This window comes from cyanobacterium endosymbiont of Epithemia turgida isolate EtSB Lake Yunoko, from assembly GCF_000829235.1.
Lineage (GTDB): Bacteria > Cyanobacteriota > Cyanobacteriia > Cyanobacteriales > Microcystaceae > Rippkaea.
This window is the reverse complement of the sequence record NZ_AP012549.1, coordinates 1,895,948-1,911,013: the sequence shown is the minus strand read 5'-3', so window position 1 is coordinate 1,911,013 and position 15,066 is coordinate 1,895,948. Positions and strand designations below refer to the sequence as shown.

5 protein-coding genes are annotated in these 15,066 nt (G+C 28.9%); 1 reads left to right on the top strand and 4 read right to left on the bottom strand.

All coding sequences use genetic code 11. The features are described from left to right. The first annotated feature begins 993 nt into the window (after positions 1-993). Positions 994-1,836 (top strand): N-acetylmuramoyl-L-alanine amidase-like domain-containing protein, encoded by an 843-nt coding sequence (locus ETSB_RS05845; protein ID WP_084220205.1) that lies wholly within the window; start codon positions 994-996, stop codon positions 1,834-1,836. Between the two features lie 3,993 nt (positions 1,837-5,829). Here the strand turns inward: ETSB_RS05845 and isiD are convergent. From isiD to dnaK, 4 genes are all read right to left on the bottom strand, one after another. Further along, positions 5,830-6,042, bottom strand: coding sequence for a protein IsiD (isiD, locus tag ETSB_RS05840; RefSeq protein ID WP_044106871.1), 213 nt, complete (start codon positions 6,040-6,042; stop codon positions 5,830-5,832). A gap of 3,268 nt (positions 6,043-9,310) precedes the next feature. After that, on the bottom strand, positions 9,311-10,504 hold the full coding sequence (locus tag ETSB_RS05835) for a 4-hydroxy-3-methylbut-2-enyl diphosphate reductase (RefSeq protein WP_044106870.1): 1,194 nt from the start codon (positions 10,502-10,504) through the stop codon (positions 9,311-9,313). 183 nt (positions 10,505-10,687) lie between these two features. After that, on the bottom strand, positions 10,688-11,575 hold the full coding sequence (locus ETSB_RS05830) for a DnaJ C-terminal domain-containing protein (protein ID WP_044106869.1): 888 nt from the start codon (positions 11,573-11,575) through the stop codon (positions 10,688-10,690). An 81-nt stretch (positions 11,576-11,656) separates the two neighbouring features. Further along, on the bottom strand, positions 11,657-13,819 hold the full coding sequence (gene dnaK / locus ETSB_RS05825) for a molecular chaperone DnaK (protein ID WP_044106868.1): 2,163 nt from the start codon (positions 13,817-13,819) through the stop codon (positions 11,657-11,659). Positions 13,820-15,066 lie beyond the last annotated feature (1,247 nt).

Here is a 15,066-nt window from a genome sequence, read left to right as displayed (position 1 = left end):
CAGGAGGAATAAAAATAATTTCATATCCATCTTTGAGTAAATGATTAAAGACAGTTAATTTTAAATCAACACTAAAAACCTATAAAACAGAAATATTGATACTACAATTATGCCCAAGATCCTGTGTATTCGTGTAATAATTACCGTTCATAAAGTTCCAAAAGTTAAATAACTGATGGAATTTGTAGGAGTAGAACTCATAGTTTTATCTCCTTATCCCCCTGGTTTCAACCCCGTTTAAAACTGTTGATCGAAAATTAAGAAATGTTTACAAACTCAAGAATCCCTAAATTCTAGAAGACTTGATATAAGCTTTCAATGAAACAAGCAATGAATTTAGTAACCGGTGAAGTATATAGTTAATTAACTTACTCATTGTTTTTAGTATGATTTATCTAATTTAAAATTGCTGCTAATAACTAATATTAAGGTAGAGTTTAAGTATTTAAATTTCTTTAAGAAAGATCAACTATTTTATCACTTAAAAAATTCTATATTCATTGATTAAATAAGAAAAATTAATTATAATCTATCCTTACATAAGGAAGTTCTTCACTCATACTTACCAAACTCAATTAACTTTTTTTATGAATAAATATTGATTGTAAATTTAATATAATTAACTTATAATATAAACTCAATTAATTTACTAAAATCCCTTCTCACTAAAAAAAGTTTAGTATTATCTAAAAATCAAGTATTATTAATGAATATATTGAATAAATTTTTAATGAGCTATTTTAAATACATAAATAAAAAAGCAAATATCATACAAGGGTTTATGAATTATTACTAATTAGAATAGCAGAATAACAATGACAATAAAAATAGATGTTAATTAATCATCTTTTATTTATATAACCCAAGAAAATTAGTTAATTTTTTGAAAAAAGTTTATAGTTATTTTGACAATAACACAACCTTATTATTTATTTTTTAATTTTTTTTGTAGTACAAGTTTTAGAAAATACTGATAATAATAAAACAAATGATATGATGGCTCAATTATATAAAAGAAAGTTCGACAAGGTTGAATTAGAAAACCAGTTTAAAAGTATTGTTAATTCAGTAAATAATCATGATTTATCCAAATTATCAATAGGAAAAATTATGCAAAAAGTTGCAAAACAATTTTTGGGGTCAACTTATGAAGCAGGTTTGTTAGAAAAATTTGAAAAAGAACAATTATTTGTTTCCTTCAAAAAATTTGATTGTGTTTTATTTGTAGAAACTGTATTAGCTATTACTCGTAATATTACTATAAATGATAGGGAATATCGAAACTTTACTAAACATTTACAAGAGCAACGTTATATTAATGGTTTTATTGATGGTTATTGTAGTAGACTACATTACTTTTCAGATTGGATCAATGATAATCAAAAGCGAGGAAGTGTTAAAAATATTACGACGGAGTTGGGGGGTATTAAATTCGATAAAAAAATTTATTTTATGAGTCAAAATAAAATCTTATATCCTAAGTTAGTAACCAATCAAAATAACTATAAATGTATTGTAGAAAGGGAAAAGAAAATCAACAAGATAGTTTTAACCTATATCCCTAATTATAAAGTAAAGCAAATTTATTCTAAACTAAAACCAGGAGATATTATTAGTGTTGCCACTAATATTGATGGCTTAGATGTTACCCATACAGGTTTAATTTATAAAACTATAGAAGGAAATATCGGTTTTATTCATGCTTCTCCTGCGGGACAAATTACCCTTGCTAAGGATTTACAAAATTATGTTATAAACGTTAAAAATTCTATTGGAATTATAGTTACTAGACCGGTTGATATTCGATTAAAAACTAAAAAAAAAGATTACAAATAGCCTACTTCAAATAACTGAAAACTATATTTATAGTGGACCATAAATATAGTTTTCAGTTATTTTTGCATATAATTTAATTTTCATTAGTTTACTATTGTCTTAATAATTAACTTTATTTTAGGATTATTTCCAGCCATAGTAGACTCTTGGGAAAAAATAATTTAAACTAAAATCATTATTTAGTTAACTCAAACAGGACATATTAAAAAATACTTCTGAAGTATTGGTTTTATTTACAATACGGGTTGAAAAAGAAATATAAAACATATAACTTTACTATGGATTTATCTCAATAGTACTCACATTTTTTCAAAAATTGATAGACGGTTTCTTATTTTTTTCTTTTATTGGCAATAATTGTAAGTACTTTCTATTTAATAGAGGTTTAATTATCAATTTTTTTAACTAAATACTCTTGTATTGTAGATAAAGTTTTAGTAATTTTATGACTACTCAAGATAGCTATTCCATTTCCCTACCCTAGTATATTAAAGGGTTTCTAACAACTATTCTCTCTAAAGAGAGAATAGTTGTTAGCTATTTATTGTTAAAATATGGGCAAGATAAAACTTGGATAACAATTATTTTTTTTAGACTGACTTAGTGACCTCACTCTAATTATACTATCTGTTTGTAACCACCTCTAATAAGAGATATCTAAAAGTCATTAATAATAAATATTTATAGTAAAAACAAAAATAATATAAATTATTTAAAAGTCTTTAGATTGATCAGGACTTTTTGAAATTGATTATTAATATCAATCCCCTAAAATTTATATAAAAAGCTTGAATGAAAAGTGAGCAACAATACTATTAAATACAAGAAAAATTTTATTAAAACAATTATAATATGAACTATATCACATTAAATTTTATATACAAATTAAATTTTGCTATATTAGGTATACTTATTTTATTGATACTTCTGGTGTCAAATGTTTAAATAAATTTAATAAATAAGACTCTAAATTTAGAATATTTTGTTATGTTATCGGATCTTGGATAAGATACAAATATATTGATTGATCAAAAAACTAAACTCGACAATAGTGGGCGTGAAAATCCCTACTTCCGCGCGGGTAGCCCTGTGCTATCAACGAGCAAGCAGAATTCATCAAACCGTAGGTATCCGCTGTAATATTTGAATATCAGGATAAAAGCGCACTTAAGACTTAAGCACGAAACTAAAATAGTTAATTATCATCAATCTCCGGAAATAGTCTAAAAAATTAAAGAAAGCTAAAAGTTTATTAAAGACAGGTTAAGACCCGCTTGTGATCGAAAAACATCCAGTTGGAGATTCTGATAATCAATTTAAACTCAATTGGGTGAGACGAAAAGGCTTGATTATTAACTAAGATCTTTTCTTCGGCTTCGCAAAAAAAAATATTTTAGAGAAAAAACTAAACTAGAGTTCGATGTTTTCAATGGATTTATCTCGTAATTGCATCAGGAACACAACAAGTTATTGATTTAACTAAATTTTCTAAACTCCTAATCAAACTATTGTTATAATTTTTACATTTCTTTGAACTATCGAGAGTAGAAAAGTGCTGAACCTCTAATAAAAAAAATAACTTTAATTCCTAGAATATTCTAAAGTAAAGGACAATCAAGAACGTCTGTTAAATATATTTTTTAATGCCCGGTTTTAACCAGTAGACAAAAAAATTTTTAGTGTTAATACTGAATCATAAAAACAATAAATTTTGAGGCTAATTATATTTTTAGTATCACTACATCTTGCTTAACGAGCTCTGCTATTGCTACAGTTTTTATAGCTGGATTAGTATTATCAATTACTATAAGGGTTAGATTGACTTAATTAAGACTATCTTTTTGGATAAAAGGCAATGTTTTTATAAGCTATAATTATAGCAATATTTGAATAATTAGTAGTTTTAATAATAAATTTTTGTGGTGCAATATAAATAAAATAATAATTAGATTTTTTAAATAAAAATCTAATTATTAGAACCCTGAAGTAGTTATATTCTTTCAATTTCTTAAAAGAGAATAAAATCTAGTTAAGTTGAGCATTATTAGAGTGAGTAACATCAATTTTTAAACAGTTATAACTTTCCAGCTAACTTTCTCTCTAAATTTATCTCTATTTCTAACTAACATAGCCTGTTCAATTTTTTCACACTTAAAGTTACCATTGCAAAACACAACTTATTTTCTTTATAGCCAAGTAATTAAAAAACCCAAAATTTACCAATAAGTTGAGGGTTTTTATAAAAATATTCGCTTTTATTTTAATTTTACTCCCGTTTTTATTATTATGTGAATGATTTACCAGAGATAAACATAAAACAAATTGAGTTGAAATTATTATTATTGTCAGTATAGTTGTTAACTATATTTTGGAATATTTTAAAAAATTAAAAATTCAAGATATCAGTTAATATCAGAGTTGTTCTATTAATAACTACTAAATTTTTTTTATATAAATTCAGTATAAACAAGTACTAATAAAATTAAAAAAATAATCAAGTAATATTATTGCTCTTTAGCATTAAAATTTATTTATTATTGGCAAATAACTTATTGTCTTTGACATGTAATATAAAAAATATTCTCTTTTAATAGAGAGCTAATTATATTAATAATAACTCTTATAAACTATCTGTAACAGAATTATAATAAAAAAATACTGAGTGTTTCGTTTTGTAATACCTTCAATATTTTAAAAATTCTATTTTTCTATAAATTATATCTTTGTAGTTACAGAATACAGTAATAATAATAATTACAGAAGTTATTAGCCACTAGTTAATTAGACTCAGTCTAAAATAGCTTAAATTTTTAATTAGAATATTTAATTGTTCCTATTATATTTGAATTTTATCGGTTAACAGGTTTAAGTTTTAAATATATTCTGTTTTAGAGATATTTGTTGTTCTTAGTTTATTTTATAATTGTTACAGACTTCCAGCTGGGTCTTGAATAATATGATGGAGGTTATAAATTTGAGCTTGATGGAGATATTTTCCGATTTTTTTCAATTAAAGATCATGCTTTAAACTACTCAGGGGAATTTTGTTTTTTACTTCTAGGGGTTAATTGATTAATTTTATAGAAATTAAATTTAAATTTATTCAGAAAAAATTAACTCGTTTAATGATATTATTGAGGAGTATCTATAACAAATTCATAAAATATTTACATAGTAAATAAACAGTATAATTTTATATAAATGTTGCTAATAATATGAGTAATAATTATAAAAATGATGTTATTTTATCTACTTTAAGCTGAGTTATATAACTTTTTAAAGTTATTAGTTAAACTATCATTTAAATATTTTTTGTAGCTCAGATGTTTTTTTTACTTTGTTGCTGAAAACAGCGTAACAATCACTGAACTAGGAACAACAACTATATTAGAAATTCTTTTTAAAAACCCCCTAGTAACTAAAGCAATTAGACTAGTATAAAAAAGTAATGGGGTAATAGAAAAAATTAGTTAAAATAACTATAAAATACTCGTTTAAATTTCTTAAATATTAAACTTATAACCGTAAAATAGAGATTAAAAATGTGATATATTAATCTCTTTAAAAGAGCTTATTTGAATTATTTAATTTTATTTTAAATCTAATTATTTGAAATTAAATAATTCATAGTGAATAATAAAAATTTTTATCTAGAGCTAAAACTAATTTTTTATAATTCCCATAAAAGTCCATTTATAAAAAATTAGAACCTGAGAATACTTTCAGTTTATCAAAATAATTAGCCCATCAATGACATCACAATGAGGATTTTATTGGAACTAATATTGAGTTTATAAAACTAGATTATACAAGGGTATAAATTATTTTAGTTTATTTTAAAAATTACCAATTTACTTAAAATGAAGGTAACAGAACTTAGAAATAGTAATAAAAAAAAGAGAAGAAATAAAAAAAACACACTACGATTGTAGTGCGGTGGCTGCCTGATGGTTACTAAATTAAGGTGTTAATACCTAAAACGATCTAAGATAATTAGGCTTCATCATAGGCTTCAATGTCGAGTAGATATAGATAGGGTTCAGCCAATTCTTGGCACTGAAAAGCTATCGCTCTCAGTAAATGCCAGTCATTGAGGGCGTCAAAAGGGTTACTATAATCATCTTGTTCTAATCGCTTAGCTAAATCTGCGACCTCCTCTTTCGTTAACGCTGAAATATCTGGCCGCCTTGCACTTAAAACTGTCATTCCGCACCTCCTGATCAATCTGCACTCTGAACTTTATAGCAGTCGAAGTGTAGGTTAGGATAGACTCTTTATTCTAAACTCCAACAACAAGTAGAATTCCACCTGTGAACTTGGTATAGGGGTCTAAATAATCCTTGACTCTAATGACTTTTGCTATGCGTCCTTCTTTATTCTACTGTGATCTGAGAAATCTTCCCATAAATTCAATTAAGAAATTTTGATATCTTGTTAAAGTAAAATATAATTTTTTTTTAAGGTCCTTATTCAATTAAGGTCCTAGAGATTTATAAAGATACATTTTTATTTAAGGCATCTGTAAATATTTTAATATTTTTTAATAACTATTGTCAGACACTTGACACTATAGAACTAACTAATTTTAACTGAAAAACTTTTAACTTAAAAACACTAAATATTCAGGATTGAGAGTTCGACATAATCTGTTATGGAATAATCTTCAATAAGGTTTTTTTATAAATAAATAGCTCATCAAAGATACTTAATTATATTAATGTTGTCACGGTAAATTTTATTGTAAATAAAATTATACAAAACTCAATATTTCTATTTATATTGATGACATTAAATATTTTACTTAGTTTAATGAATAAGGTTATTAGGTTTTTTAAAATAACTATTACCATTGTTAAAATCTAAAATAGATAAGAGTTTTATTTTTTTAAGAAAGAGAACAAATAAAAAATTATATTGACTGTGCTTCAACTACCAATAAACTTCATTAAAACAATGAATAAAGTATGATAAATTTTTCCTGGACAGATAATCCTATTTCTATCAAGAGATTTCGTTTGACAACGATCTCTCTTGATAGAAATAAAATAAATAGTTAAGTTTACTTGAAACCCAAAAAACAGATACTGAAATATATAAATTGAATATTATTTAAGACTTGTTGAGTAATAATACAAATAATATAGTTATAAAAAAACAAGTGAAAAGTAATAGAAATAATTATTTAAAATATAGGTAAATAATTATAAATAAAAAAAATTAAACATCGAAACCATAAGCAATCGATAGAATTATTTTGGGTTTGAACGAAGTAAATTATTATATAGTGTTGGTAGACTTAGATAAAGAAGTGAACGTAGAAATTATAGAAACAAGAATTTACAAAAAAATAGTTATAAATCTAGGATAAGAAAGTTTTAACTAGGTTGGTATCTATCTTGGAAAACTCAATAATATTATTGTCAATAAATTACTATAAGCAGGAGTAGTAATAAATAGATTTAACACTAAATTTTTTTAGAAAATTTACTCACAATAAAAGGTAAATAGATATTGTAAATTATGGCTATGAATAGTAATATATTTTTATATTTATCAACTTATTAATAGAAAAAATATGTAATTAAACTATAAAAATAAATAAAAAATAGCTTAATTTATTTTACAAAAATTGAATTAAAAATATAAAAGATTTTATTGGAATTAAGATAATAGCGGATAGTTTTATAGAAAGAAAATTTTTCTAGTAATTATCTAGAAAATACTTGCCAACTTGCTTTAAAAAATTAAAGTCAGCATATAAATGATGAACGTTAGTATATGAGCCTTGAATTCATGAGTGTAATGAAATATTTGATGTGATAGAAGAGGTTTTATCGAACTATTGTAATTTTCTTAGTAAAATAAAAAAATTTAAATCATTATTTTTAGTTAAACTTCCTATGTTCTTTTCAGAGGGTATAGTTGTTACATTTGATACCATCTGATGAAACAAGTTAATGTTTAATTAAATCATCGGGAAAAATATTTTAAATAATAAGCTAAAAAACTTGTCAGTCTTAAAAAAAATATCAATAAATTTTTAAAAAAATATTTATTTAATTCTACAAATACTTAATTATATATCAAAATTTTCATTAAAATCTTGATATATAAAACCTAATATATCTACCAACGGGAGAGTTTTATTGAAAGTTAGGAGCAATATTTTTAATATTAAATGTAGTTAATAAATCTCCTGCTTTACCTATATTGTATCCTGATTAAATTGTTTAAATATTGAGAATAAATGTTAATAATTTAAACAATTTATTAACTGATTTATATTAAACTTTACCGGCTTTTAATTTTTGTTGTTAAAGCATTAATTTGAAATTGTTTTAACTTAGATATAGCATATTTTAGACCAATATTTTTTTATAACCTAAGGAATGTTTGTTACTAAAAATATATAGAAAAATTCTTAAATTTTTTATAATTTTATGATAGACTGATTCACATAATTTCAACTAATTTTATTTTATCTAATTAATAAGATTTTATGTCCATAACATGAAGGAATAACTTTATTATAAATATATTTAAAATTAAATTTTAAAAAATAAAATAAAAATTTTTATCAAAATAACCATTTAAAAGCGATGAATTATAACTATTTTTTTATAAATTAAGTGAAATAATTAATCAAAAATTTAGATAATAAATTTGCAGCCTAATAAGAGTTTTTATGATAGTAATTTTAATTATGAAAATATCTTTTTAAATATGTGGTTTTAAGACGTTAATAGAACAATATATTATATATAAAGTTTTCCTTGTTTGAGAATAGCTAGGCGATTACTGTAATGAACGGCTAAATGAATATCATGTAAAACAGTAATAATGGTTAAGTTGCAATCGCGTTGAAGTCTCTTGAGTAATTATGACAATTGAAATTAAGAGTGACTACTCAAATAACTAATGGATTCATCTAAATAATTAGACCAGGGATTTTGTGCCAATATTAAAGCTTAAAATATCTATTGCTCTTCTTTCTATGATAACTTAGTGAGGGAGAAAACAATCAAGTTTTTTAGTTACGTTTCCTCAATTATTTTATTTACTATTTATCGATCTTTTATATTCAATTTTCATTGCCATCAAAATTGATATAAATTTTATACTAAATTGATTAATTGGGGTATATTTAAACTAGTAAATATTAGTTTTTTAGGGTAGAATAGCTATATTTTAAATAACGAAATTGGAGGCTAATCTTTCTAATGGTATCAATAAGCGACTAATTAGTTTGCAAAGCTTTATTTTCTGAGCTATTTTTCCTATTCAACTTAGTTATCCTCCTCTTTTTAGAGTCCAATTAACGTCACCAATTACTAATTTTAATTAATCAGCCATTAGTTTAAGATACTGGAGTATTAATTTACATAATTTAAAGTGCCAGTTACCAGTGAAAACTGATAACTGAGAATATCTTAGTTAAAGATAATAAAAGTAATCACTAGTTTTGAGTAAATATCTAATTTTTGGCGGCACATATCTTATTAATAACCGCCTCTACAACAATATCTGGAGTAGATGCTCCAGAAGTAATACCAACAATAATAGAACCGTCTTGTAGCCAATTTTTTTTCAATTCCAAGTCTCGACCTAAAGGTTTATGTTCAATGGTATTGTTCGGTTTTATACGAGTAGCATTATCAATATGATACGATGGAATTCGTCGTTCGATAGCGATTTCTTGCAAATGAGTAGTATTAGAAGAATTGAACCCTCCAATAACTACCATTAAGTCTAACTTTTGTTTAACCAATTGTAACATAGCATCTTGACGTTCTTGAGTGGCGTTACAGATTGTATTAAAACTCATAAAATGGTCATCTAAATGATCTATTCCATATTTTTTGATAATTGTTTGTTTAAAAATCTCACTAATTTGTTCTGTTTCACTTTTCAACATAGTTGTCTGATTAGCAATCCCTAACTTTTCTAAATTAGAATTAGGATTAAATCCTGGTGAATGGGCATTCTTAAACTTATCTAAAAAATCTTCTTTGTTTCCTCCATTAAGGATATAGTTGCAGACATAGTTAGTTTGTTCTATATTTAAAACTACTAAATAATTCCCTGCAAATGAACTAGTAGCAACAGTCTCTTCATGAAGATATTTGCCATGAATAATGGAAGTATAATGACGTTTTTTGTACTTTTCCACAGAATTCCAAACTTTAGAAACCCAAGGACAAGTAGTATCTACAATAGTGCAACCTTTATCATTTAAAAGTTGCATTTCGGTAACACTTGCTCCAAAAGCTGGAAAGATAACTACATCTTCTTTTTTAACTATAGAAAAATCTTTATGATTACCAATCACTTCGATAAAACCTACGTTCATCTCTAGAAGTCGTTGATTAACAGAAGGATTATGAATAATTTCATTAGTAATCCAAATACGTTTATTAGGAAAATGTTGACGGGTTTCATAAGCCATCGCAACAGCCCGTTCAACCCCCCAACAAAATCCAAATGCTTTCGCTAGGTGAATCGTTACTTTTCCCTCTTGCCATCGATGGTTATTTTGACGGATTTGTTGAATCAAAGAACTCTGATACTCGGCATTCAGAATGCTCATGATTTTTGACCCATAGCCAAATCCTTCACGATGGTAGTGTTCGGATTGTTGCAATGAACGTTTAAAGATTTTAGTATCCATAAAGCTTGCTCTATATGTTCTAACAGAAAGTGTAATTTTAGTTTAAGAGTACATTTGCAAAATAGCTTTATTGTCTTGTATATCATAGATACTTCGATAACTCTAATAAATCTGATATAAGTGATGATTATTAATTATTTTGGATTTAAACTGGCTAATTAGTGAGCAATTTTTATAATTCGTTTAAAAAAAATTATGGCGCGGATTGAATGTTTCTCTTTCGCGAATTTTTTTATAGAGTTCTAAGTCTTCTTCATTAATTTCTGAGGGAATAGCAATCTGAATTTCTACTAATTGGTCTCCTCGACTACCATTGCCATCAGGATATCCTTTATTAGCTAAACGTAACCGTTGACCTGAACGGACTCCTTTAGGAACCGTCATTTTGACCAACCCATCAATGGTGGGAATTTCGATGGCTTCCCCCAAAATAGCTTCACTAGGAGTAACGGGAATACGACAAAAAATATCCATGCCTTGCAACGTAAAATACGGATGAGTTGCTAGGGAAATTTTTAAATAAAGATCTCCCCCATCGAGTCCCTGTCCTTTGAGGCGAATTTTTTGCCCATCAATCATTCCTGAGGGCATTTCTACTTCTAATGATCGCCCATCTTCAAGGCGAATACGTTCGCGTCCACCCTGATAAGCCTTTTCTAAGGGTAAATTCAACTTAGCTTCTACATCCCGTCGTCCTGAATGAGAAGGCTTAACGACTTTAATCCGTTTGCTGTTTCCTGGGCTAAAATTTTTAAACTTCCAGAAATCGGAGTCTTGACGATAGTAACTATTCCTAACATTATCGTTGCGGGGGATTGTACCCCGTCCAAGACTAGAACGACGTTTCTCTTTGCCAAAAAGTTGTAAATCGTATTCAGCGCGCTTGGTCTGATCCGAGAGGGTATTATAGGCTTCATTTATATCTTTAAACTTCTCCTCAGCAGTCTTATCCTCTGGATTAACATCAGGATGGTACTGTCGTGCCAATTTCCGAAAGGACTTCTTCACCTCCTCACTAGTAGCATTTTGAGGGACTCCTAGAATAGCATAATGGTTACGGACTTGCTGCATATAATCAGTTATCAATAAATACGGTAGACATTAAACAGTTAGGTTCAAAAAAACTCAGTAGCGAATAACTTATAGACCAATTTAGAACCAATCATCGTCCTTTTCATCCCAATCATTCTCAGCAGGAATAAGACGAGACTTATCGCGGCGGGCATAGTATCTTTCGGACTCAGTTTCAGGATATCGTTTATCTGACGGGGATGGCTTACGACTCGATGAAGAACGATAGGAACGATTTGCCCCCCCATTTTCATAATCGTCAAGACTATCGTAGCGGGGTGCTCGATAGTCTTGAGGCTCATCATAACGGGAAGAACCATAATCGTCTCGATAGGTGGTTCGACGACGGGGAGTATAGGGTAGATCATCTTCAGGTTTTCCCGTCAATGTCTTACGAATGGAGTTAAAAAAGCCCTCATCTTCCTCGTCATATTGTAGACGAACTTCTCGGTTAAGTTCGTAAAGGACATCTTGCAGATCAGCTTGGGCGCGATCAAGACGGCGTTCATCGTCTTTATCAAGACTATCAATAATTTCAGCATTTAAAGACTCGATTTGACGGCGATAGAGATTGGTAAATTGAGTCCCAAAATCAAGAGTAACTTCCTTGAGTCGCCGTAATGCTTGATCGGTTAAGGCTTTAGCACGGTTGCGTTTTTCCACTCGTTCCCGTCGTTGGCGATCGCCTTCAGCAAATTGGGCTGCTTCTTGAATCATCCTATTAACTTCTGCATCATTTAGGGTGGAAGTTCCTTGAACGGTAATGGTTTGCTCCCGTCCGGTAGTGCGATCACGGGCCATCACCTGTAAAATTCCATTAGCATCAATATCAAATGCCACTTGAATTTGCGGAATTCCTCTAGCGGCTGGCGGAATCCCGCTTAATTTAAACCTTCCCAAAGATTTATTGTCCTTAGCCATTTCCCGTTCTCCTTGAACCACATGGATTTCCACCATGGTCTGATTATTTTCTCCAGTAGAAAAGGTATCCGAACGTCTGACCGGAATTGTAGTGTTACGAGGAATTAATTTTTTAGCAACACCGCCGATGGTTTCTAACCCTAAAGATAGAGGAGTCACATCAAGTAGCAAGATGTTCTTAACTTGCCCCTCCAAAATGCCTGATTGAATCGCTGCTCCTACTGCCACTACTTCATCGGGGTTAACATTTTCGTTAGGTTCTTTATCAATAAAACTTCGTACCAACCCCTTGATCATGGGCATTCGAGTTGCCCCCCCAACTAATACCACCTCATCGATTTGAACAGGGGTCAACTGTGCATCATTGAGGGCACGTTTAATAGGACGACGGAGGCGACTTACTAGGTCTCCACAAAGATCTTCAAACTCAGAGCGAGTCAAACGGGTTTCGATATGTTTAGGACCATCTTCAGTGGCGGTGATAAAAGGTAGATTAATGTCGGTTGTACTAACCCCTGACAGTTCAATTTTGGCCTTTTCTGCGGCTTCTGTTAGGCGTTGCAATGCCTGTCTATCCTTGCAGAGGTCTACCCCTTCTTGTTCAACAAATTTCTCGGACAACCAGTCGACAATACGTTTATCAAAGTCATTGCCTCCTAATTGGGTATCCCCACTAGTTGCTCTAACTTCGAGGACTCCATCCCCCACTTCGAGTATAGAGACGTCAAAGGTTCCTCCTCCTAAGTCAAAGACTAAGATTTTTTGCGAGCGCTGTTTATCTAACCCGTAGGCTAAAGAAGCCGCTGTCGGTTCATTAAGGATACGGTGAACTTCTAGCCCAGCAATGCGCCCAGCATTTTTAGTCGCTTGACGTTGAGAGTCATTAAAATATGCAGGAACGGTAATTACTGCTCCTGTGACCAGTTCTCCTAAATAACGTTCAGCTTCCTCTGCTAATTTCCGTAGAATCATCGCAGAGATTTCTTCGGGGGCAAATTCTTTTCTGAGGCGAGGACAACGAATTTTGATATTATCGTCGTCATCTCGACGAATGGTATAGGGAACTTGTTTCGATTCAGGTTTGAGCTCGCCATATCGACAACCCATAAACCGCTTTACCCCAAAAAAGGTGTTTTGAGGATTGAGAACAGCCTGTCTTCTAGCCAATTGCCCAACGACCAATTCTCCATCTTTATTAAAACCCACTACTGAAGGGGTTGTCCGCATCCCTTCTGAACTGGCTATCACTACTGGCTTTCCGCCTTCCATGACGGCTACCACAGAGTTAGTTGTCCCCAGGTCAATGCCGACTACTTTTCCCATGCCTCTGTTTTTCTCCAGCTACTCCAATTAAGTCTTGAGTCTTTGTTTCTTCGAGAGTTTACCGCGCACGCTGAAAGCGTGCCACCGGACACCGTGTCTCACTGACAATATTCTATCTCAATGTTGTGAGAGGTCTTTCGTTAAACTCCTCATACGGTTTAACGGAATCGGTAACGGTTAACGGGAGATATTCTAGAGAGCTTTTTCTAGAAGTCAAAGACCTCTGTAAAACTTCACATATTTTGACCTCAATGTCTAGTAGTTATTCCTAAACTTTAATGACTCAATATAGATGGTGATAATTTAATAAAAAATCAAGACAAGTCTCATCAAGGAAGCAGAAAAATCAAAAGAACAAAGTAGGCACTGCTCACCGCACTCTTTAAAAAATAAGTTTGCTAAGTCAAAACCTATGCTTTTCACAAAAACTTAGCTTCTAATTTAGAGAAATTAAATTAAACCAAATTAAAGTTTTTTATATTGCTTGTAGAGCAGCTGTAACAGTAGCATAATAAATAAAGTTAACAGTCCTGCTTTGAAATTTTGGAACACAGCTATAAAAAAGTATTGTTGCTCGAGACAATAAAATAATTTTATTCTATAAAAGCGGCAAAATATTGTATTTTATGTTGACCTTCATCAGTTAGATATAAATTTTTCTTCCGGTTGTAATTATCTAAATTTAATTTCAGAAAAATTTTTATAATTACAAAGACAATGACGCAATTTTTTACGATATTTTAAGCTTTAGTAACATCAAAAAAAAAATACTTTTGGGGTAAACTGTTAGGGTTTTCAAAAAAACTAACAGTTTATAATTTTTATCTTTGTATACAGGGTGATTCAAATATGAATATAAGAGTAGCAGTTTATTGGTTATTTTATAAGTCCAATTACTCTGGAATAGAGTAATTTTTAACAAAAAAATATAGTTAATCTAATACTAGATTATTGTAAACATATCCTCTTAAATAATTTTAAAATACTTTATTACCTGATTAACAAGCAAAATAAATCAATAAAAACACTTTAAAATTAACTTATACTCAACAAAAATTTTTTTAAAAAATAAATTAAATTAATTGTTAATAATTTCATAATACATAATTACTATATTATTTAAATAAGGCATGTAGTAATTATGTAATTATTTAAGGAGTAAATAAAAAATATATTAAGTATATTTATTAACTCTTTTAAAGATGTGAAAAAAAGTTAATAAAATTAACAAAAAATTCAAATAATTT

Excerpts from the sequence above, each read along its gene's own strand:
- isiD (WP_044106871.1), bottom strand. The coding sequence starts at position 6,042 with ATGACAGTTTTAAGTGCAAGGCGGCCAGATATTTCAGCGTTAACGAAA.
- dnaK (WP_044106868.1), bottom strand. The coding sequence starts at position 13,819 with ATGGGAAAAGTAGTCGGCATTGACCTGGGGACAACTAACTCTGTGGTA.
- ETSB_RS05830 (WP_044106869.1), bottom strand. The coding sequence starts at position 11,575 with ATGCAGCAAGTCCGTAACCATTATGCTATTCTAGGAGTCCCTCAAAAT.
- ETSB_RS05835 (WP_044106870.1), bottom strand. The coding sequence starts at position 10,504 with ATGGATACTAAAATCTTTAAACGTTCATTGCAACAATCCGAACACTAC.
- ETSB_RS05845 (WP_084220205.1), top strand. The coding sequence starts at position 994 with ATGATGGCTCAATTATATAAAAGAAAGTTCGACAAGGTTGAATTAGAA.